The organism is Pseudomonas sp. EA_5y_Pfl2_R50 (assembly GCF_963970475.1).
In the GTDB taxonomy this organism is placed as follows: Bacteria; Pseudomonadota; Gammaproteobacteria; order Pseudomonadales; family Pseudomonadaceae; genus Aquipseudomonas.
Genome location: NZ_CAXAPT010000004.1, coordinates 233,042 through 253,859 on the forward strand (window position 1 = coordinate 233,042; position 20,818 = coordinate 253,859).

Genomic DNA, 20,818 nt, shown 5'->3' on the forward strand with positions numbered 1-20,818 from the left:
CTGTTGTTAACACTTAGCAAGCGCCTAATCATGGGTTTTTCCTTTGGCGAACGCCGCTTGTTGATCGGCGCTGGCTTCCTGCTGAAATTGGGCTTTCCACTCGGCGTAAGGCATGCCGTAAACCACTTCGCGGGCGTCATCGAGGCTGACCTCGATCTGGCGCTCGTCGGCTTCGGCCTTGTACCACTTTGACAGGCAGTTGCGGCAGAAGCCGGCGAGGTTCATCAGGTCGATGTTCTGTACGTCCTTGCGGCTGTCCAGGTGGGCGACCAGCCGGCGGAAGGCGGCGGCTTCGAGTTCGAGGCGTTGTTGCTCGGTCATGGGAGTCTCTGCGAGACAGCTTCAAGCGACGAGCTTCAAGCTGCAAGATGGGTGGCGGTGATACGAAGTTTACAGCTTGCCGCTTGAAGCTTGAAGCTAGCGGCTCGCTGCAAGCGTTATTGACACTGATTCGGCAAAGCGCAGCGCATGGGGCTTGTCGACTTCGACTTCGGCGTACAGCACCGAACCGTTGCTCATCACCAGATCAAGCAACTCCTGCGTCAGGCGTTCAAGCAGCGCAAAGCGATTGCCCTCGACGTGGGCAATGATCGCCTTGGTGATGGTGCGGTAGTTCAGCGCGTGATCGATGTCGTTGTCACGCACCGCTTCTTGCGCTGCGTACAGGATGGTCACGTTGATCAGTACATCCTGTTTGTTGAGGATTTCGTCCTCGTTGATCCCGATAAAGGTACGCAAGCGCAGATCCTTGACCCGGATGCGCGCCATTCCCGGCTGAAGTTGTGGCATTTACTTGCTCCGTCCAATCAATTGCAGGAACTCCTGGCGGGTGTTGCTCGACTCGCGGAACGCGCCGAGCATGACCGAAGTGTTCATGGTTGAATTCTGTTTTTCAACGCCGCGCATCATCATGCACATGTGTCTGGCTTCGATGACCACGGCGACACCGGCAGCATCGGTGACTTGTTGCACCGCATCAGCAATTTGCCGGGTGAGGTTTTCCTGAATTTGCAGGCGCCTGGCGAACATGTCCACCAGCCGTGCGATCTTCGACAGCCCCAGCACTTTGCCTGTCGGAATATAAGCCACATGGGCCTTGCCAATGAAGGGCAGCAGGTGATGTTCGCACAACGAGTACAACTCGATACCGGCGACGATGATCATCTCGTCGCTGTCCGAGGCAAACAGCGCGCCATTGACGATCTCGTCGACACTCTGCTCATAACCGTGACACAGGTATTGCATGGCCTTGGCCGCGCGCATCGGGGTGTCGAGCAGTCCCTCGCGGTCAGGATCTTCACCGAGGCCGACGAGGATTTCGCGGTAATGATCGGACAGTGAGCAGGTCATGAAAATCCTCGTTAGCCGGCTTATTTGACGTGCCGTCCGCCGTTGACGGTCAGGGTCGTCCCGGTGACATAGGGGTTGTCGAGCAGATAGCGCAGGCTCTGGTAGATCACTTCGCTGCCGGGCTCGATGCCCAGCGCGGATTTGGCCAGGGCCTTGGCGCGGTACGCCGCATCGTCGTCGGGATTGAACAATAGCAGGGCCGGGGCAATGCCGTTGACCTTGATCGCCGGTGCATAGCGAGCGGCGAAGGACAGGGTCAGGCTGTCGAGCCCGGCCTTGGTGGCGCAATAAGCGATGTGCTTGCTGCTGCCCTTGCGGGTGACGTCGTCGCTGATATGGATGATATCCGCCGGGCTCGAGCGTCGCAGCAAGTCGCCGCCGTGCAGGTTGATCAGGTAGGGCGCGAGCATGTGGATGTTGTACATGCGCGTGAAGGCTTCTGCCTCGTTGTCCGGCGTTTCTGCCAGCCATTCGGAGGCGTTATGGACGATGGCCCGCAGGCTGTCGGTCTGGGTTTTCAGTTCGTCGATGAAGCCGAGAATGCCGGCCTCGCTGGAGAAGTCGGCGAACACCGCAATGGCCCCCAGATCGCGCAGCGCCTGGACACCGGGGCGCTCGCGGCGGTAGGTGAAAATCACGCGATGGCCGTCTTCGAGCAAACGCTGTGCGCAATGCAGACCAACACGCTGGCCGGCGCCGGTGATGAGGATCGGGGCTGAGGAGTCAGGCATGAACGGCTCGCATCGCGGTGGGAGCAAAAACTATAACAGCGACGCGCCTGAAAAGATCGCAGCGTGCGGCAGCTCCTGCCTTGCTCTGTGTTCAGTGCTGCAGGAGCTGTCGAGTGCAACGAGGCTGTGATCTTCAGTGTTTCTGAGGTGTCGCCGAAACGGGCAGTCGTGCTGGAGTGCTGTTCAGCCAGTTCGCCAGCAAACGGGTCGACAGCGGAATGAAGAAATAAACCATCAGTGGCGTCAGGCACAGCGTGCTGATCAGTACCCGCGGCAACAGGCTCATCTCACCGAGCAGTGGGTCGAGTACAAAGTTGAAGAGCAGCGAGACCGGAAAGAACGCCAGCCAGATCGCCACGGCCTGTTTCCAGCGCGGTGGACGTTGTCCGGCAGCACCGAACCAGCCTTCGATACCGCTGACGCGATGTTCCTTCGGATGCGCAAACAGATCGCTGCCACGGTCCAGCCACGCTGTGCGTGAAGCCGAATGCTCCCAGGCATGCAGGGTGTGCTCATCGACGAAACGGAAAATGATCTGGAATTCGTTATCGCCGGGCGGCGGAGCGAGCACGCCAGAGCCGAGATAACCGGTGAAGTCGGTGGCCAGTTGTTCGCCTTCGCGCAACCAGGCAATCAGATCCTGATAACGACCATCAGCAACACGACGTGCGACCATCAACGTGACAGGGGAAGTAGACATTTTGTATCTCCGTATTACGAGTGCGGCACTCCGGGTAGGAGATTCGCCAGACGCAGGCCGGGGTAGAGGCCTGCGCTTTTCAGCGTGCAAGGATTATTCCTGAATTTCGTCAATTAACCAGAGAATTTCGTCGCAAACCCGCAGTTGTGTATGGATGCGGCATCGGGGTTAGAATGGATCCAATTAGACCAACACGGAAGTTGCCTTCAAAATGCCTGTCATGACTGACATTTATCCTGCTTCACAGGCATCTGTTGCGCTCGAGCGCGAAGAACTGTTCCCCATACGCGAAGTATCGCGGCTGACCGGTGTCAATCCGGTGACCCTGCGCGCGTGGGAACGACGATATGGCTTGATCGAGCCGACACGCACCGAAAGCGGGCATCGCCTGTATTCAATGACCGATATCGAGCGCGTGCGCAGTATCCTTGACTGGATTGATCGCGGGGTAGCGGTGAGCAAGGTTGGCAAGATTCTGGCCAAGACTGAACCCGCGAAAATCCTGGGCAGTTTCATTCCGGCTGATCTGGTGCAGGCCGATTATCTGCAGTTGCAGCAGCAGATCCAGCACGCGGTGAGTTCGTTCGATGACCAGGAACTGGATCGGGTCTACGGGCAGATTTTCTCCTCTTACGCACTGCCGGTGGTGTTCCAGGACATCCTGATGCCGCTCTGGTTGCAATTGCTGCAGCGTCAGGACGCGTTCGGGCAGACCAGCGAGTGGCTGTTTTTCGATGGCTTTCTCCGCGCGCGCGTGCTGTCGCGGATCGTCATGCTGCGCGGCTCGCAACCGCGTCGGGTGATTGTCAGTGCGCTGGCGGGGCAATGCCGGGAGCTGGAGTTGCTGGTGGCGGCGCTGTTCCTCAGCGGCAACGACGCGGGGGTTCGTGTGTTGACCACCGGCCAGCCGTTCGATGAGCTGACTCTGGTTTGCGAAAAGGTCCGGCCTGACGCCCTGGTACTGTTTTCCAATCATGCGCCGGCCGCGGAACTACCGAAGCGCCTGAACCGGCTGGCCTTGAGCCTTGATTGTCAGTTGATGCTGGCGGGCGATGCGTCCGACCTGGCTCAGGAGAGTCTCGCGGGATCGTCAGTCGGATGTCTGGGCAACGAAGGCACGACCATGCGTCAACGCATGGTGCAGTTCATAGCGGGCAAACTGGATACCTGAATCAGGTGTGCAGGGCGGGGTGGGTCAGGCGATGTTGTTGCAAGATGAACTGGCGCAAACGCTCGATTTCATCGGTATCGGTCTGGCTCAGTTCGTAGGCGTAGAAGCCGCTTTCGGTTTCCCGTTCGAAATGGCCGCGTAGCGAAATTCGCTCGTAACCCGATGGGCTGAACCACAGCGAAAAGTGCTTGGGCGGTTTGGTCTTGTTGCGCACTTCCAGCAACACACCTTTGTGCGAAACCTCATGGACCCACAGTGTACCGGGCTGCCCCTTGGCATTTTCCAGCGCCACAGGTTCTTCCAGCATCAGCCGCCACGGGCGCACCATCGGCCCGTCTTCGTAAATGCTGGGTACGCCAAGACGCAAATGCAGCGCATGGAATTCGTCTTCCACCAGATGCAGCGGGAAAGTCATTTGCTGGTTTTCGAAGTTGGCTTGAATGGTCACTTGCTCGTGAGCGGCCAGGCGCGTGAGCAAATCGCGGATCTGCGAACCGCCGTTAACCAGCAGACTGGACGTCGCATCCCGCACGTTCAATTGCGGGTTGTGCTGCATGGTCTGGATGAAGTCCAGCTCATCTTGTGTGAGAAGGGCGTCGCGCTGCATGGCTAACTCGAAAGATATAGTTACAAAGTCATTGGTGATTGTAGTTAATGACAATTAGTTCGCTGATTTGTTTTCACCGTTCGTCGCTTTCAATTCCGCCAGTTCCGCGCGCAACGCAGCCGCCTCGTTTTCCAGCTGCGCCAAACGCTGCTGAGCCTTGACCTGAGTGGTCACGTCTTTCTGCACGCCGACGACATAAGTCAGTCCGTCATCCGCATTCTTCACCGTTGAAAGCGACAGTTCATTCCAGAACGGCGTACCGTCCTTGCGATAGTTGCGCAGCACTTCCCGGCACGACCCGTTGCTGCGCAGCGCCTCGCGAATTCTCGCCCGTCCTGGCTGGTCGCGGTCGCCGGCCTGCAGAAAACGGCAGTCCTGATACAGAATCTCTTCACTGCTGTAGCCGGTCATCCGTTCGAAGGCCGGGTTGACGTAAATCAGGATCGTGTCCTGATCACCTTCCTTTTCCGCCACGACGATGCCGTCGTGAGACGCGTTGATCACCATTTTCAGGAGGCTGGCATTGATCATCTGTGAATCCGGGCAGAGTGGTCGACGGATGGCATTCTAGAAGAACCGTGGGCGCTGTCTACTGGCCTCTGCCGAGAGATGTGATCCAATCGCAGCGTTGCAGCCCAGGCTGTTACTATCGCCGCTCTTTTTTCTCAGTTTCAGGATCAGATTGATGAAAGTCGCCATCCTCTCCGGTTCGGTCTACGGCACCGCCGAAGAAGTCGCCCGCCACGCCCAGAACCTGTTGAAAGCCGCTGGCTTTGAAACCTTCCATAACTCGCGCGCCAGCCTTGCGGACCTTCAGGCGTTCGGCCCTCAAGCCTTGCTCGCCGTAACCTCGACCACCGGCATGGGCGAGCTGCCGGACAACCTGCAGCCGCTGTACTCGGCGATCCGGGATCAACTGCCGGCGGCGTGGCGTGGTTTGCCCGGCGCCGTGATTGCTCTGGGCGACGCCAGCTATGGCGACACCTTCTGCGGCGGCGGTGAGCAGATGCGTGAACTGTTCGGCGAACTGGGTGTGCGCGAGGTGCAGGACATGCTGCGCATCGACGCCAGCGAAAGCGTCACCCCGGAAACCGACGCCGAGCCTTGGCTGGCGCAGTTGATCGACGTCCTCAAGGCCTGAGCGCAGGCTCGCGCAGCAGTGCCAGCCACGCCTGGGCAGCCTTCGACAGATAGGCTCCCTGGCGCCAGATGAAGGCGATGTCCCAGCGTAGATAATCCGGCGCGCGCAAGGCCAGGCGTACCACGCCTGGCCGCACCAGTCCGCGCGCGACCACGCTGGGCAACAACACCACGCCTTGCCCGGCCGCCACCAGCGCCGCGAGAAAATCCGCCTGGCCGCTGCGCCCACCTTCCTTCGGCGTGAAGCCCATCTGCTGACAGGCCTGCAACAAACGGTCATTGAGGACAAAGCTACGCTGATAGAGCAGAAAGGGCGTGTCAGCCAGTTCCTCCAGGCCGATCTCTTTTTGCGTCGCCAACGGATGATCCACCGGCAACAGCGCGTCTAGCTTCTCGTCACAAAACGGCTGACAGTCGAATTGTGGGTCCTTCGGCAATAGGCTGCCGCCCAGTTCCAGCTCACCGCTGAGCACCGCTTGCTCGATATTGCGACTGCCACCTTCAAGCAACTGGATGCTGATGTTCGGATAGCGCCGCCGATATTCGGCGAACAGTCCGGCAAACAGCGCATCACTGCCGAGCAGCGGTAGACCCAGACGCAATTCGCCTCGGGCCAGATGGCTGAGGTCGTCGAGTTCCGCGAGCAGTTCATTGCGCAGACGCAACATGCCTTCGGCCCGTTGCAGAACCACGCTGCCGGCGGCAGTCAGGCGCAACTGCGAACCGAGGCGCTCGAGCAGCGGTGTGCCGAGGCTCTGTTCCAGTTGTGCAACTTGTTTGCTGACCGCCGATTGGCTGATGTGCAGGGTTTTCGCGGCCTGAGTAAAACCGCCCTGGTGCATGACTTCGACAAAACTGCGCAGCTGTTTGAATTCCATGGGTCTGATTCCATTTTGGAATGGCGTTAAGTCTAACAATTCGCTTCGGTGATGGCAGGCCACTTCGTAAAATGAGTGCCTGCCAGGAGCGAAACCATGAACGCCGTCACCCTCAAACACCTTTTCCGTCTGATCGCCGAACTTGCCGTACTGCTCGGCCTTTACCTGTTGGGCTGCCAGTTCGCGGCCTGGCTGGCCTGGCCGATTCCGGGCGGTGTGATCGGCATGGTGCTGTTGCTGCTGGCCTTTGCGTTCGGCTGGGTCAAACCGGCTGCGCTGCAATTGGGCGCGGGTTTGTTGATGGCGGAGATGCTGCTGTTCTTCATCCCGGCGCTGATGAGCCTGCTCGATTACGGCGCGCTGCTGCGCACTGACGGCTGGCGAATTCTGCTGGTGATTGCCGCCAGCACCTTGATGGTAATGCTGGTCACGGCCTTCACCGTGGAACTGGCCGTGCGCATGAGGCAGTCCCATGAAATTTGAATGGATGCCGATGTTCTGGCTCGCTTTCACGCTGCTGGCCTATCTGTTCAGCCGCTGGATCTATCGCCGCACCGGTCGATACCTGCTGTCGCCGCTGATTCTGGTACCAACGCTGTTGCTGGCGCTCGCGGTGCCGTTGCACACGGCTTATGCGCAATACTCGAGCAACACGCATTGGCTGATGCTGATACTCGGGCCGGTGACCGTCGCTTTCGCCGTGCCGATCTGGCAGCAGCGGCGTTTACTGATGCGGCACTGGTTGGCGCTGATGCTGGGCATGGTCGCCGGCAGTGCGGCGTCGATTGTCACGTCATTCGGCCTGGCACGCCTGCTGGCGCTGGACACTTCGGTGACGCTGTCGCTGGTGCCGCGCTCGATCACCACGCCGTTCGCCATGCCGCTGGCGCAGAATCTCGGCGGTGTACCGGAACTGACAGCCGTGTTCGTGATGTTCACCGGCGTATTTGGCGCGATGCTCGGCGGGGTGCTGCTCAAATGGCTGCCGCTGCGCAGTGCCTTGGCGCGTGGCGCGTTGTTTGGTGTAGGCGCTCATGGTGCCGGCGTCAGTCGGGCTCATGAAGTCGGTGGCGAAGAAGGCTCTGTGGCGGGGTTGGTGATGGTGCTCACGGGCCTGCTCAACCTGTTTGCCGCCCCCTTGTTGGCGTCGTTGCTTTGACATCGAGCCAAGCTGTTTGCATGGCTGACTCGATCAGTCATCAAGCTGGCTGCCAATGCAACTACACGATTGGCTGCGTCTGACTAGACTGCTGACACGTGCAGAACAATAAGAACGCAGAGGTGCATACAGTGAGCGTAGCCCCCGTCCAATCGTCCCTTGATGTCAAAGACCAGGTCAGTGCTGCGGAGTGGCAGACCCGCGTCGATCTCGCCGCTTGTTATCGTCTGGTCGCGCTGCATGGCTGGGACGATCTGATTTTCACGCACATTTCCGCCAAGGTGCCGGGCACCGAAGATTTCCTGATCAACCCGTTCGGGCTGATGTTCCACGAGATCACCGCGTCGAGCCTGGTGAAAGTCGATCAGGCCGGCAACAAGCTGATGGACAGCCCCTACGAGATCAACCCCGCCGGCTACACCATCCACAGCGCTGTGCACGAAGTGCGGCACGATGTGGTTTGCGTGCTGCATACCCACACCGCATCCGGTGTCGCAGTGTCGGCGCAAAAACAGGGTATTTTGCCGATCAGCCAGCAGTCGCTGTTCGTGCTGTCGAGCCTGGCCTGTCACGCCTATGAGGGTGTGGCGCTGAATCACGAAGAGAAGGCGCGCTTGCAGGCCGACCTCGGCGAAAACAATTTCCTGATGCTGCACAACCACGGTCTGCTGACCTGTGGCGGCACCATCGCCGATACTTTTCTGATGATGTTCACCTTCCAGCGCGCCTGCGACATCCAGGTGATGGCGCAAAGCGGCGGGGCTGAACTCATCGCCATCGAACCGCAGATCCTGGCGGGCGCCAAGGCGATGATCGCCGGTGTCACCAAGAGTGCTCAGGGTATGGGTGGCGCGCTGGCCTGGCCGGCGCTGCTGCGCAAACTCGATAAACAAGACCCCGGATATAAACTCTAATGCCTCTTGCCGAGATTCCTCTGTGTGTCTGGCGTAAACGCAGCCAGACGTTTGTCTTTCGTGGCCAGACGATCCGTTATTGGGCGGCGGGGCAGGGTGAGCCGCTGCTGCTGATCCACGGTTTTCCGACGGCCAGTTGGGATTGGCATTACCTGTGGCAACCACTGGCCCAGCGCTATCGGATGATCGCCTGCGACATGCTCGGCTTCGGTGATTCGGCCAAACCGGTCAATCACACCTACAGCCTGCTTGAGCAGGCGGATCTGCAACAGGCGCTGCTGGCGCACCTGCATGTCGAGCAACCGGTGCACATTCTGGCCCACGATTACGGCGACAGCGTCGCACAGGAACTGCTGGCCCGGCATTACGAAGCGCGGATCGAGGTCGCCAGTTGCGTATTTCTCAATGGCGGGCTGTTTCCGGAAACCCATCGTCCGGTGTTGATGCAGAAATTGTTGCTCAGCCCGTTGGGCTGGATGATTGGCCGTGCGTTCACGCGCGATGCGTTGGTGAAGAGTTTCCATCAGATCTTCGGGCCGGATACGCGGCCGAGCGAAAGCGAGATGGATGATTTCTGGAGCCTGATCGACAGCCATCACGGGCCACGGATCATGCACAAACTGATCAGCTATATTCCGGAACGTCGAGCGCAGCGCGACCGTTGGGTGACGGCGATGCAGCGTGGCGAGGTGCCGTTGCGGGTGATCGATGGCGAAGTCGATCCTATTTCCGGCGCGCACATGGTGCAGCGTTATTGCGAGCTGATTCCTGATGCCGACACCGTGCTGTTGCCGGGCATCGGTCACTATCCGCAGACCGAGGCGCCGGTGCAGGTGCTCAAGCATTACCTGGAGTTTCGCGAACGCTTTGTCCTGCCACCGCGCAAGGTCGCCTGCTCCTGAAGATCAAAAGATCGTCCGAACGCGGCCCGACCTTTCGGACGACCTTGCCTTCAATCCTGATCATCCCCCAGCCTTATCGCACACCATTCAGACCCAACCGTGTTGATTGTGACCCAAAGCCCCGTGCCTGAGACTCGGGGTCAATGTCCCATTGGCCTGCTGGAGTTGCCGCGATGAATGAGTCTGTGCGTTTCGAAGATAAAGTCGTAATTGTCACCGGAGCCGGTGGCGGCCTCGGCCGGGCTCATGCGCTGCTGTTCGCAAAGCAGGGGGCGAAAGTGCTGGTCAACGACCTCGGCGGTTCGACCCAGGGCGAGGGCGCCAACGCCTCGGCTGCTGATCGCGTCGTCGCAGAAATTCGCGCAGCCGGCGGTATCGCAGAGGCCAACCACGACTCGGTCACCGACGGCGACAAACTGGTGCAGAACGCCCTCGATGCGTTCGGTCGCGTCGACGTGGTGGTGAATAATGCCGGCATCCTGCGCGACAAAACCTTCCACAAAATGGACGACGCCGATTGGGATCTGGTGTACCGCGTCCACGTCGAAGGCGCCTACAAAGTCACCCGCGCGGCATGGCCGCATCTGCGCGAGCAAAACTACGGTCGAGTGATCTTCACGGCGTCGACCTCGGGCATCTACGGCAACTTCGGCCAGTCCAATTACGGCATGGCCAAACTTGGCCTCTACGGTCTGACCCGCACCCTGGCCATCGAGGGCCGCAAGAACAACATCCTCGTCAACGCCATCGCGCCGACCGGCGGGACGCGCATGACCGAAGGCCTGATCCCGCCGCAAGTGTTCGAGCAACTGAAACCGGAACTGGTCAGCCCGCTGGTGGTGTACCTGGCGAGCGAACAATGCCAGGAGACGTCGGGCTTGTTCGAAGTCGGTGGCGGCTGGATGGGCAAAGTGCGTTGGGAGCGCAGCCTCGGCGCCGGGTTCGATCCACGGGTGGGCTTCTCGCCGGAGGATGTCGCGGCGCACTGGCAGCAGATCTGTGATTTCGAAGGGGCGGCGCACCCGAAGGACAATATCGAGGCGCTGAAGGAAATGATGGCGAATTTGCAGAAGTATTCGTTGTAATACAAGGTGAAGTGAGCAGGCATGGAGTGCCTGCTCACACTGGTTTATTTATTCTTCTGGTTTGAACCCCGGTTTTCCATTAGCAGCGCGCCAAGCCTTTGTTTTTTTAAAAGCCCTACCGGATTGTCATCCGAACCCTCTTCCCGGTAGTAAACAAAATCTGAGAACGTCGTCAGTAAACAGGTTTTGTTTTGAAATAACTTTCCTGAACTTTCAATTTGTCGTTCATCGTTCTCCTGCGAACAGAGAAGCGTCCGACATTGTTCTCGGAATTTTTTCGTCGGGTGAGGCGTTCAATTTTTCTTCAGGCATAAAAAAGGCCGCTGCAAACGCAGCGGCCAAGGTAAGACGTTGGATCAAGGAGCTACAAATCAACGTCAGTGAACACAGGGGCGATGAACCGCGATCTTCGATTCATCAGAATTCTGTTGCCAATCGCTTTAGTGACTCAGCGTAGCTGGCTTCGCGCTTTTCGGCGTATTGCGTGAAAGCGCGCTCAGAATAGTGGCTCGTACCTTTCAGAAACAGACCCGTTCCAGACATGCACTGTTGCAAGGCATGTAACAGTCATCGAGCGCCGCTGTGCACCATGCGCGGCACTGATGATTCGCCATCCAGCCGGTCCATGGGCGGCGAAAAGCCCCGTGCCATGCGGGCATTCATCCTTTCGAGCGACAACGCGAATACCTCCTTGGTGCGCTTATCGCGCGGCGCAGCCGGCAGTAGGGTGGGGCCTTCTGTCACTCACCGGGGAAGACGCATGACAAAAACAACAATGCGCGCCATCTTCACACCGCAGGCGCTGGCCGCCGCGGTGGCTCTGGGTTGCTGTGCCCAGGCACATGCGGTTTCGTTCAACATCGGAGAAATCGAGGGCACGTTCGACTCATCCCTGTCGGTCGGTGCCAGTTGGGGCATGCGCGATGCCGACAAGTCACTGGTGGGTACGGTCAACGGTGGTACCGGGCAATCTTCGACCGGTGATGACGGGCGCCTGAACTTCAAGAAGGGCGAGACCTTCTCGAAAATCTTCAAAGGCATCCACGACCTCGAATTGAAGTACGGCGACACCGGGGTCTTTGTGCGTGGCAAGTACTGGTATGACTTCGAGCTCAAGGACGAAGACCGCGAGTTCAAGCCGATCAGCGACAGCGGCCGCAAAGAAGGCGCCAAATCTTCCGGCGCGCAGATTCTCGATGCCTTCGTTTATCACAACTACGCCATCGCCAATCTGCCGGGCACCGTGCGTGCGGGCAAACAGGTGGTGAGCTGGGGCGAAAGTACCTTCATCGGTAACTCGATCAACAGCATCAACCCGATTGACGTCTCGGCGTTCCGCCGTCCCGGTGCGGAGATCAAGGAGGGCCTGATTCCGGTAAACATGCTGTTCGGCTCGCAAAGCCTGACGGACAAACTGTCGGTCGAAGGTTTCTATCAACTGGAGTGGGATCAGACCGTTCTCGACAACTGCGGCACGTTCTTCGGCGTCGATGTGGCGGCGGACGGCTGTAACAACGGTTATACCGTCGGCAGCCCGGCGGTCGCGCCGCTGGTGCCGCTCACCACCGCATTCGGCCAGGGCATTCAGGTGACGCGTGAAGGCGTGGTGATTCCCCGAGGCGGTGATCGCGATGCGCGGGATTCCGGGCAGTGGGGCACCGCGTTGCGCTGGCTCGGTGACGATACCGAGTACGCTCTTTATTTCATGAATTACCACAGCCGCACGCCGACGGTTGGCACCTCCACCGCTGGGCTGTCGACGCTGGCGGCGTTGCCGGCGATGGTCGGCATCGCCAACACTCTGGCGCCCGGCAGCGGTGCGGGCCTGGCGCAAAGTGTGATGCTGGGACGCGGTCAGTATTACCTTGAATACCCGGAAGATATCCGCCTCTATGGCGCGAGCTTTTCCACTACGCTGCCGACCGGTACTGCATGGACCGGCGAGATCAGCTACCGGCCCAACGCCCCGGTGCAGGTCAACACCAACGACCTGACGCTGGCGCTGCTCAACCCGATTGCCGGCGGTGCGGCATCGCCACTGACGACGTCCCCGGGGGCGGACAACAAAGGCTATCGCCGCAAGGAAGTCACCCAGGTCCAGAGCACCCTGACGCACTTTTTCGATCAGGTACTGGGCGCGCAACGCCTGACCGTGGTCGGCGAAGCAGCGGTGGTACACGTCGGTGGGCTGGAATCGCGCAGTGAGCTGCGTTACGGCCGTGACTCGGTGTACGGCCAGTACGGTTTCGGTGGCGACACCGACGGCTTCGTCACCTCGACCTCGTGGGGCTACCGCGCCCGGGCCATCCTCGATTACGCCAACGTGATCGGCGGGATCAACCTCAAACCGAACCTGTCGTGGTCGCATGACGTCGCCGGTTACGGCCCCAACGGCCTGTTCAACGAAGGCGCGAAAGCGATCAGCGTCGGCGTCGATGCCGACTACCGCAACACCTATACCGCGAGCCTCAGTTACACCGACTTTTTCGGCGGCGACTACAACGTCCTCGAAGACCGTGACTTCGTGGCCCTGAGCTTCGGCGTGAACTTCTGATCTGCCCGAGAAGGATGACTGCAATGCGCAAAATGATTCTGCAATGTAGCGTGCTGGCCCTGAGTCTGCTCGCGGCCAATGTGATGGCGGCGGTGTCGCCGGATGAAGCCAACAAGCTCGGCAGCAGCCTCACTCCGTTGGGCGCCGAGAAGGCCGGCAATGCCGACGGCTCGATTCCGGCATGGACCGGTGGCATCCCGAAGAACGCCGGGGCGGTGGACAGTAAAGGCTTTCTCGCCGACCCGTTCGCCAATGAAAAACCGCTGTTCACTATCACCGCGGCCAACGTCGACAAGTACAAGGACAAGCTGTCCGACGGTCAGGTGGCGATGTTCAAACGCTACCCGCAAACCTACAAGATCCCGGTCTACCCGACCCACCGCACTGTCGCTGCACCGGCGGACATCTACGAATCGGCCAAGCGCAGTGCGCTCAATGTCACCAGCATCAACGACGGGAATGGCCTGGCCAATTTCACCGGCAACCGCTACTACGCGTTCCCGATTCCGAAGAATGGCGTCGAGGTGCTATGGAACCACATCACCCGATATCACGGCGGCAACCTGCGGCGCATCATCACCCAGGTGACGCCGCAGACCAATGGCAGCTACACACCGATCCGCTTCGAAGAAGAGATCGCCGTGCCGCAATTGATGAAGGATCTCGATCCGGACAAAGCCGCCAACGTGCTGACCTTCTTCAAGCAATCGGTGACCGCGCCAGCGCGGCTGGCCGGTAACGTGCTGCTGGTGCACGAGACCCTCGATCAGGTGAAGGAGCCGCGTCTGGCGTGGATCTACAACGCCGGTCAGCGTCGCGTGCGTCGCGCGCCGCAAGTGGCGTATGACGGCCCGGGCACCGCCGCCGATGGTCTGCGCACTTCCGACAACTTCGACATGTTCTCCGGCGCGCCGGATCGCTACGACTGGAAACTGGTCGGCAAGAAGGAGATGTACATTCCCTACAACAGCTACAAACTCGATTCGCCGTCACTCAAGTACGACGATATCGTCAAGGCCGGGCATATCAATCAGGACCTGACCCGCTATGAGCTGCACCGCGTCTGGGAGGTGATCGGCACGGTCAAGCCGAACGAACGGCATATCTACGCCAAGCGGCACATGTACATCGACGAGGACAGTTGGCAGGTGGCGCTGGCTGATCACTACGACGGTCGCGGGCAACTGTGGCGAGTGGCCGAAGGGCACGCCCAGTATTACTACGATCACCAGGCTCAGGCTTATACCCTTGAAGCGCTCTACGACATCATCGCCGGTCGTTACATCGCGCTGGGGATGAAGAACGAAGAGAAGCACAGCTTCGAGTTCGGCTTCGAAGCCAAGGCCGCTGACTTCACGCCGTCCGCCTTGCGCGCCGAGGGCGTCAGGTAAGCGTTTTGATACACCGGCAAGAATCAGGCGACCATCCGGTCGCCTTTTTTATGGTTGCCAATCAGCGCGCTGAATACTCGTCAACAAGGTGATCACAGAGGGCTAGGGTGACTGCAAAACAATAAGAAGGCTCTCCCGATGACCGCCATGACTCCGTGTCTGGATCGCCCCGGATTTCTACCCAGGCTGTCTTCTCATCATCAACCGCGCACACGCCTGAGCGGGCCCTTGCTGGCGTCGCTCGCGCGGGTCAGGCTGATTTGCGCGCCCGCCGGCAGCGGTAAAAGTGCGCTTCTCACTGAATGCCTGTTGCAGGCGCCGGCCACGTGCAGCGTGCACTGGTTGCCCCTGGAGGGCGCCTCCCTGAATCGCGGCGAATTCTGTCAGCGTCTGGCCCAGGCGTTGGGGCTGGCCGAGAGCGTTGATGAGTCGGGATTGATCGCAGCGCTGGCGCATTGGTCGAGTCCCGCCTGGCTGTTTGTCGATGATTATTGTCGGTGCGCGGAGCCGGCGCTGGACGCGTTGCTCGACCGCCTGCTGGTCGCCAGCAGTCCGGCGTTGACCTGGTGGATCGGTACTCGCCGACGCCCGCAATGCAACTGGCCGCGATTGCTGCTCGCCGATGAGTTGTACGAGTGCGAAAGCGCAACCCTGGCGCTGACACAACACGAAATCGCCGGTGCGCTGCGGCACCTGTCGCCGGTTCAGGCCGGCAGTGTCGCCGCACGTATCTTCCAGCGAACCGGTGGCTGGTGCGCCGGTGTACGCATGGTTCTGCTGCAAAAGTGCGACTGGTCGCTGGCCGTGCAGCCACAGCAGCGTGTGGACACCTTGCTCGATTATCTGCAACACGAACTGTTCAGTGGCTTGAGCCCGGAACTGGCTGATGCCTGGCGGGTGCTCGCGCATTTGCCGCGCTTTAACGCCAGCCTGTGCGATCACCTGTTTGGCACCGGTGACGGCGCGCAGTATCTGCACACCCTGCAAGCGCTTGGCTGTTTCATCGAGCCGTGGCCAGGCGCTGGCGACTGGTTGCAGATATCCGCGCCACTGTCGCGGTTGATGCAGGACGAGCAGTGGCCGGCGGGGCGTTCCTGGCATCGCAGGGCGTGCCAGTGGTTCAGTGTTCGCGAGGACTGGAAGTCTGCCTTCGAACAAGCCTTGCTCGCCGAAGAATACGAGGTGGCGGTCAGCCTGTTGCAGCATTTCAGCTTCGAGCGGTTGTTCGAGGACCAGACCGTGGTGCTGTTATTGCGTCTGCATGAGCAGCAAGGCGAGGCACTGATGCTGGGGTCGCCGCAATTGGTCGGGCTGATGACGGCGGCGCTGTTGTTTGCCGGACGCTTCGCCCAGGCCGCGACCTGGATCGGCCATTTGGCGCGATTTCTGCCGCAACCCTCGGCAATCCTGCAACAGCAATTGATCGCGCGCTGGCAAGCCCAGCAGGGTTGGCTTCTGCATTTACAAGGCTGTATGGATGCCGCCCGTGAGCATTTTCAGCAAGCCCTGACGGCCCTCGGCCCCGATGAATGGCCGGCGCGTTTGTTGTGCCTGTCCGGGCAGACCCAGCAGGCGTTGCTCTGCGGCGACCTGGAACTGGCTCAGGCGATCAATCGCCAAGCCCTGTGTCTGGCGCGCGCGCAAGGCTCGTTGCTGTTCGAGGGTTTGCTGGAGCTCGACCATGCGCAATATCTGGAACAACGCGGAGCGCCGGCGCGTGCCGAGGCATTGTTGGCGCAGATGCAGGCATTGTTGAGCCAGCAACAGGAGCGACCGACGCCATTGCTTGGGCGCATCGCCTTGCGCCGGGCACGACTGGCGTTGTCCATGGGGGAGGACGCGCAGGCCGGCGAACTGTTCCAGCACGGGCTGGAGGACTGCTTGCGCAGTCAGGACAAACGGGTGCTCTACGGTTTCCTCGGCCAGGCCCAGTTGGCCGCCAATCAGGGTGATTACGCTCAGGCGTTCTTGCGGCTACGCGATGCGGAGCGGCTGATGCAACAGCGGCAAATTCCGGACACGGTGTATCGGGGGGTGTTGCTGCAAGTCAGCAGCCATTTCTGGTTACAGCAGGGCCGCACCGAACTGGCGTGCGAAGCCTTGAGCCGCGTGCTCCGGCATTATCGCGGGCCAGCGGCGTTACAGGCGCCGCCGGCGACCGTCACGCTGATTCCGCGGATCGAATATCTGTTGATCCTGGCGAAGGCTCGTCTTCAACCCCGGTTGACTGATGCTCCCGGGCAACTCGAAGCCCTGCTGCAGCAGGCGAAAGCCCAAGGCATGTGGGCGCTGTGTTGCGAACTGCAACTGGCCCACGCCGAGGTGCTGTGGCTGTGTGGCAGCAAGGCGCAAGCCCTTGAGCAATTGCGTGAAGGCATGGACAGCGTCACGCGCTATCACGGCCAACAGCTGCTGAGTGAATTGCGCCAGCGTCAGCCTTCAATGCTCCACGCATTGGCTGCGACATCCGCGCGTGAAGAACTCAGTGTTCCGATTGTTGAAGACAGCGCATTGAGCCAGCGCGAGCGTCAGGTTCTGGAACTGATTGCGCTGGGACATTCCAATCAACAGATTGCCGATAGCCTGTTCATTTCGTTGCATACGGTTAAAACCCATGCCCGGCGCATTCATGGCAAGTTGGGTGTGCAGCGCAGAACACAGGCGGTTGCCAAGGCTAAATCATTAGGGTTGTGGTGATAGACGGGAAGTTGCTCTGTCGGGTTGTTTTTTGAATGATTGTTTACAAGTTGCGAATGAAGTTACATGCCGTCTGAGTTGTGCACGTTTAGTATGGTTTTTCAGCTTTTACATTTATCGCCTCTGAATTAGGTTTTGTTGACTGACGTTGTGTTGGTTTATTTAACTTATTAAGGAGCTGTAGCTATGAACATGCTGAACACCCATATTGATGTTCGTGAAGTAAAGTTGCCTCAATGGCTGATGCAGGCCAGTACCGAGGATCAGTCTCACTACGCAGAATTGCAGGCGAAGTTGAAGACCGCTGAGGTTGAACTGGATAGTCAAATGGGGGAGTTCGCCAGTGTGCAGGTCTATGCACGGCATATTGCCGGTAAGGCACTGGCGCAACATATCGGTCTGGATTTGATGTCTGATTTTTGCCAGGTCACCAGCCGTTATGTATTCCAGGAAAAGAGTCGAACTTTTATTCAAGAAGATACATTGTCACTGACGGACATGTTGTTGCAGGGATTACACGAGCCCAAGTTTCGCGGCAGTCTTAAACTGACGAACGGGGGGGTTAATTACGCCAGCGATGCTCCCTGGCTGCTGGAGTTGCTGAACCAGAATGTTCGTTCGACGTTCGGCTTGGAATACCGCAACGTGTGGGTACGCAGCGGCGTGCTGGCCGCTCTGAAGCGAGTACTGCGGGAAAAGCTGCTGTTCAGTGCGTTCGCCGCCAAATTGCAGGGCCACATCAATGATTCCAACCTGCGGCGTATCCAGCAAGCAGTGGCCGGCGACGCGAAGTTGACCGTCGCATCGGCGCGCCTGCTGCCGCACACTCGCCCGCTCAAGGATCTGGTGGTGATCGGTGACCGCTCCGGCGACGGCAACGACTGGCTGCTCTATGCCCCGGGTTCGCCCGAAGGCCAGGATTGGTACACAAGTCCGTCGTTTCGCGTGCTCAACCTCAGCATCAGCGGCTGGCTGGCCGCCGACGAAGTGGAAGAGGGCATGACGCGCCATCCGCAGGCCAATGAAAAAGGTTGTGATTACCTGATTTGGCAGTCCCATGCGCTGGATCGTGCCGCCCTGGGTAGTTACCTGAAAAATGTACCGCTCAAGCCTCAGAACTGGGCGGGCATCACGCTGGTGCCGTCGCCTGAGAGCGGCGAATTAGTACTCGACAGCCTGGTGCGCAACGAGCGTGACTGGCGCATTGCCCAGGAAGAAAGCCACACGCCGTATGGTTATCGCACTGCACCGCAAGAACAGCGCCAGCAATTCACCCGCCTCAATAATGAACTCAAAGCCCTGCAGACCATTGAAGTGCGTCAGGCGGGACTGGTGAGTTATGAGCGTTTCTGTTACGACTTGATCAAGCAGCGGGTCGAAGACGTTCTGCTGCAACGTGGCGAGAGTGTCTCGGTCAACCCGGATCTGATTTATGTGCAGATCGATGAGCAAAAGCGGATGACACTCACCGAATTGATCGTCAGCGAAGAGCATTTTTATGCTGCTGGCGTCGGCAATCCGTTATACCCGCGATATACCCTGTCCGGTGGACACCCTGAATTCAAGAAGCTCGATATTCGTGATATCGCTAGTTGGTCGAACACATTGCGTCCGGGCGAAAAGTACATCGATATGCTGAAGTCGGTGGACCTCAATCACACCCACCCGTTGGGTAAATTGAAGCGCGGCGTGAGCTTGAGCATCACTGCACGGCGGATGAAAGTTGCGATCCTGCAGGCGCGCTTCAATGGTCAATTGCCAATGAGTCATTTTGATGAACTGTGCAAAGTTGTCGACCTGTATGCAGAGAATGATTCGCGGAAAATTAACGCCGGCGCTGATGCCTATGGCGTGGTCAATCACAGTGCACTGTTCAAGTGTTACATCGAAGCGCGGGAAGTGGTCGGGGTTTATCTGTTCAACCTGAAGTTTGGCGACCGCAGCGTTGACTACCTGTTCACGCCGGCGGCACCCGATGGTCGGGAGTTGCGCCCGTTCAGCGAGTTCGTCAATAGCGTAAAAAATCAGAATCTCGGCGATTATTTCTATGATCGGGTGTATGTGAAATATCAACCGCAGGTTGGCACGTATCTGACCGACCTTGAGCAATTATCGAATTTCCGGGATGAGCCGAAACAGGCCAGCGGCGGCCGTCTCACCCGTTTCGACGAGTGCTACGAAAGTGTCTTGGGCAAAGTCATTGACGACGTCGACGGCAAGACCGAAAGCCTCAACGAAATCATCAATCGCCTGGTCTGGGAATCGGTAACCCTGGCGGCCAGCTCCATCGCAATTGTTTACGCCCCGGTCGGCATCGCCATGAGTGCGATACTGCTAAGCAAAAATCTGGTTCAGGGTTTCGAGGCGTATTCCGAAGGCAACCGCGCCAAGGTCCTGAGCCACTTTACCGAGGCCTTGGTAGAGTTGGTGGCGCTGGGGACGGCGGGTCTGGGATCTGCTGCGGCCACGCCGGTGCAAAAGACCCTGATCGACTTGCTGGGCGATGCGCGAGAAGTCGAGAAACTGATACAGGCGGCGATTGGGCAGTCGACCCTGGATCAGCGGGTTATCGAGTTGATTCAAGAGATTCTTGATGACCCGCAGAGCACCAGCCAAACCACGCTGATCTGAGCGTGAAGGCTGTTCAGCGATTGAAATCGCCAGCCTGATAACCCATGCGCCAACTCACGGCCCGCGTCGCAGCCAACAACCGCTGCGCCGCCGGGCCGTTTTCGTCGGCATGAAACAGTGAGGTCGGGCCGACAATGGTCAATACCGCAGCGATCTGGCCCATGGCGTTGAACACCGGCGCCGACAAGGCATCCACGCCGGGCATCAGCAAGCCGTGGACATGATGCAGACCGCGCTCGCGGATCTGTTCGCACAACGTTGCGTAGGCCGTTTCGTCCTTCAGTGGATGCTCGGCCACGGTAGTTTCCTGTACGCGCAACTCGTCGGTTTCCCGAGGCGGCAGGTAGGCGCTGAACACCAGTCCGGTCGATGAACTGAGCAGCGGCAACACCGAGCCCAATTGCGTCACGACGGTCACCGCGCGCACCGCCGGTTCGATATGCACCACGGTCGCGCCCTGATTGCCCCATACCGCGAGGAAGCAGGTTTCATTGAGTTCATCGCGCAGTTCGGCCAGCGGCAGGGCGGCGACTTTCAGCACGTCCATACTGTTGAGTGCGGCCAGGCCAACACGAAGGGCTTCACGACCGAGACCGTAGTGGTTGGTGGCGGCGTTCTGCTCGGCGAACCCCGAAGCGATCAACGCCTGCAGGTAGCGATGCACCTTGCTCGCGGGCATTTGCACATGTTCGGCCAGACGCGACAGCGAAGTGGAGGGCGACAACTCGGCCAACGCCTTGAGGATGTCGGTGCCGACTTCGGCGGAGCGGACTTTCTGTTTGCCGTGAGTGTCGGTGGTTTTTTCCATGGTGCGGCCGGGTTCCCGAAACGAATGGGCGTCTTTATAGCTTGACGCTGGATAGTGAGCAAATTACGTTATGCGTAATCGAATTACGACAATAACAACC

The 20,818-nt window shown here is 59.3% G+C and carries 20 protein-coding genes; 11 read left to right on the top strand and 9 right to left on the bottom strand.

Translation table 11 applies throughout. The features are described 5' to 3' along the window. Window positions 1–24: 24 nt before the first annotated feature. From AACY19_RS09020 to AACY19_RS09040, 5 genes are all read right to left on the bottom strand, one after another. Window positions 25–321, bottom strand: coding sequence for a DUF1244 domain-containing protein (locus AACY19_RS09020; RefSeq protein WP_339449907.1), 297 nt, complete (start codon window positions 319–321; stop codon window positions 25–27). A 96-nt stretch (window positions 322–417) separates the two neighbouring features. Then, on the bottom strand, window positions 418–789 hold the full coding sequence (gene folX / locus AACY19_RS09025; RefSeq protein ID WP_053117178.1) for a dihydroneopterin triphosphate 2'-epimerase: 372 nt from the start codon (window positions 787–789) through the stop codon (window positions 418–420). Beyond that, window positions 790–1,350: a GTP cyclohydrolase I FolE gene (gene folE / locus AACY19_RS09030; protein WP_339449908.1), complete on the bottom strand. Its 561-nt coding sequence runs from the start codon at window positions 1,348–1,350 to the stop codon at window positions 790–792. It abuts the gene before it with no gap. A gap of 20 nt (window positions 1,351–1,370) precedes the next feature. Next, the gene (folM, locus tag AACY19_RS09035; RefSeq protein ID WP_339449909.1) at window positions 1,371–2,081 is read right to left on the bottom strand and encodes a dihydromonapterin reductase; all 711 of its coding nucleotides are present in this window, start codon (window positions 2,079–2,081) and stop codon (window positions 1,371–1,373) included. Window positions 2,082–2,214: 133 nt separating this feature from the next. Next, a complete protein-coding gene (locus AACY19_RS09040) occupies window positions 2,215–2,781 on the bottom strand; it encodes an antibiotic biosynthesis monooxygenase (RefSeq protein WP_339449910.1) in 567 nt (188 codons plus the stop codon). Between the two features lie 211 nt (window positions 2,782–2,992). On the opposite strand from AACY19_RS09040, the gene AACY19_RS09045 reads away from it, so the two are divergent. Next, window positions 2,993–3,952 (top strand): MerR family transcriptional regulator, encoded by a 960-nt coding sequence (locus tag AACY19_RS09045; RefSeq protein WP_339449911.1) that lies wholly within the window; start codon window positions 2,993–2,995, stop codon window positions 3,950–3,952. A gap of 1 nt (window position 3,953) precedes the next feature. On the opposite strand, the gene AACY19_RS09050 is transcribed toward AACY19_RS09045, so the two are convergent. Together AACY19_RS09050 and AACY19_RS09055 are read right to left on the bottom strand one after the other, a co-directional pair. Beyond that, window positions 3,954–4,559: a hypothetical protein gene (locus AACY19_RS09050; RefSeq protein WP_339449912.1), complete on the bottom strand. Its 606-nt coding sequence runs from the start codon at window positions 4,557–4,559 to the stop codon at window positions 3,954–3,956. Between the two features lie 54 nt (window positions 4,560–4,613). Next, window positions 4,614–5,090, bottom strand: a complete 477-nt coding sequence (locus AACY19_RS09055) for a PAS domain-containing protein (RefSeq protein WP_339449913.1) — start codon at window positions 5,088–5,090, stop codon at window positions 4,614–4,616. Window positions 5,091–5,244: 154 nt separating this feature from the next. On the opposite strand from AACY19_RS09055, the gene AACY19_RS09060 reads away from it, so the two are divergent. Further along, window positions 5,245–5,700 (top strand): flavodoxin, encoded by a 456-nt coding sequence (locus tag AACY19_RS09060; RefSeq protein WP_339449914.1) that lies wholly within the window; start codon window positions 5,245–5,247, stop codon window positions 5,698–5,700. Here the strand turns inward: AACY19_RS09060 and AACY19_RS09065 are convergent. Then, on the bottom strand, window positions 5,690–6,577 hold the full coding sequence (locus AACY19_RS09065; protein ID WP_339449915.1) for a LysR family transcriptional regulator: 888 nt from the start codon (window positions 6,575–6,577) through the stop codon (window positions 5,690–5,692). The genes AACY19_RS09060 and AACY19_RS09065 overlap by 11 nt on opposite strands. Before the next feature lie 96 nt (window positions 6,578–6,673). Here AACY19_RS09065 and AACY19_RS09070 point away from each other — a divergent pair, with 96 nt between their 5' ends. The 9 genes from AACY19_RS09070 to AACY19_RS09110 all read left to right on the top strand — a co-directional run bounded on the left by AACY19_RS09070 (window position 6,674) and on the right by AACY19_RS09110 (window position 19,910). Beyond that, window positions 6,674–7,060, top strand: a complete 387-nt coding sequence (locus tag AACY19_RS09070) for a CidA/LrgA family protein (protein WP_339449916.1) — start codon at window positions 6,674–6,676, stop codon at window positions 7,058–7,060. Next, window positions 7,050–7,736, top strand: a complete 687-nt coding sequence (locus AACY19_RS09075) for an LrgB family protein (protein ID WP_339449917.1) — start codon at window positions 7,050–7,052, stop codon at window positions 7,734–7,736. Before AACY19_RS09070 ends, AACY19_RS09075 begins: the two co-directional genes overlap by 11 nt. A 131-nt stretch (window positions 7,737–7,867) precedes the next feature. After that, entirely contained in the window at window positions 7,868–8,650 is a 783-nt protein-coding gene (locus tag AACY19_RS09080) for a class II aldolase/adducin family protein (protein ID WP_339449918.1), read from the top strand. Beyond that, window positions 8,650–9,552: an alpha/beta fold hydrolase gene (locus tag AACY19_RS09085; RefSeq protein WP_339449919.1), complete on the top strand. Its 903-nt coding sequence runs from the start codon at window positions 8,650–8,652 to the stop codon at window positions 9,550–9,552. The genes AACY19_RS09080 and AACY19_RS09085 overlap by 1 nt, the downstream gene beginning before the upstream one ends. 173 nt (window positions 9,553–9,725) lie before the next feature. Next, complete coding sequence (locus AACY19_RS09090) at window positions 9,726–10,637, top strand: SDR family oxidoreductase (RefSeq protein ID WP_339449920.1); 912 nt, start codon at window positions 9,726–9,728, stop codon at window positions 10,635–10,637. Window positions 10,638–11,397: 760 nt separating this feature from the next. Then, a complete protein-coding gene (locus AACY19_RS09095; RefSeq protein WP_339449921.1) occupies window positions 11,398–13,191 on the top strand; it encodes a DUF1302 domain-containing protein in 1,794 nt (597 codons plus the stop codon). A gap of 23 nt (window positions 13,192–13,214) precedes the next feature. Beyond that, window positions 13,215–14,582: a DUF1329 domain-containing protein gene (locus AACY19_RS09100; RefSeq protein WP_339449922.1), complete on the top strand. Its 1,368-nt coding sequence runs from the start codon at window positions 13,215–13,217 to the stop codon at window positions 14,580–14,582. 138 nt (window positions 14,583–14,720) lie between these two features. Next, entirely contained in the window at window positions 14,721–17,279 is a 2,559-nt protein-coding gene (locus tag AACY19_RS09105) for a helix-turn-helix transcriptional regulator (protein WP_339449923.1), read from the top strand. 186 nt (window positions 17,280–17,465) lie between these two features. Next, complete coding sequence (locus AACY19_RS09110) at window positions 17,466–19,910, top strand: dermonecrotic toxin domain-containing protein (protein WP_339449924.1); 2,445 nt, start codon at window positions 17,466–17,468, stop codon at window positions 19,908–19,910. Between the two features lie 13 nt (window positions 19,911–19,923). Here AACY19_RS09110 and AACY19_RS09115 read toward each other — a convergent pair whose 3' ends face one another. After that, window positions 19,924–20,718: an IclR family transcriptional regulator gene (locus AACY19_RS09115; protein WP_339449925.1), complete on the bottom strand. Its 795-nt coding sequence runs from the start codon at window positions 20,716–20,718 to the stop codon at window positions 19,924–19,926. Window positions 20,719–20,818 lie beyond the last annotated feature (100 nt).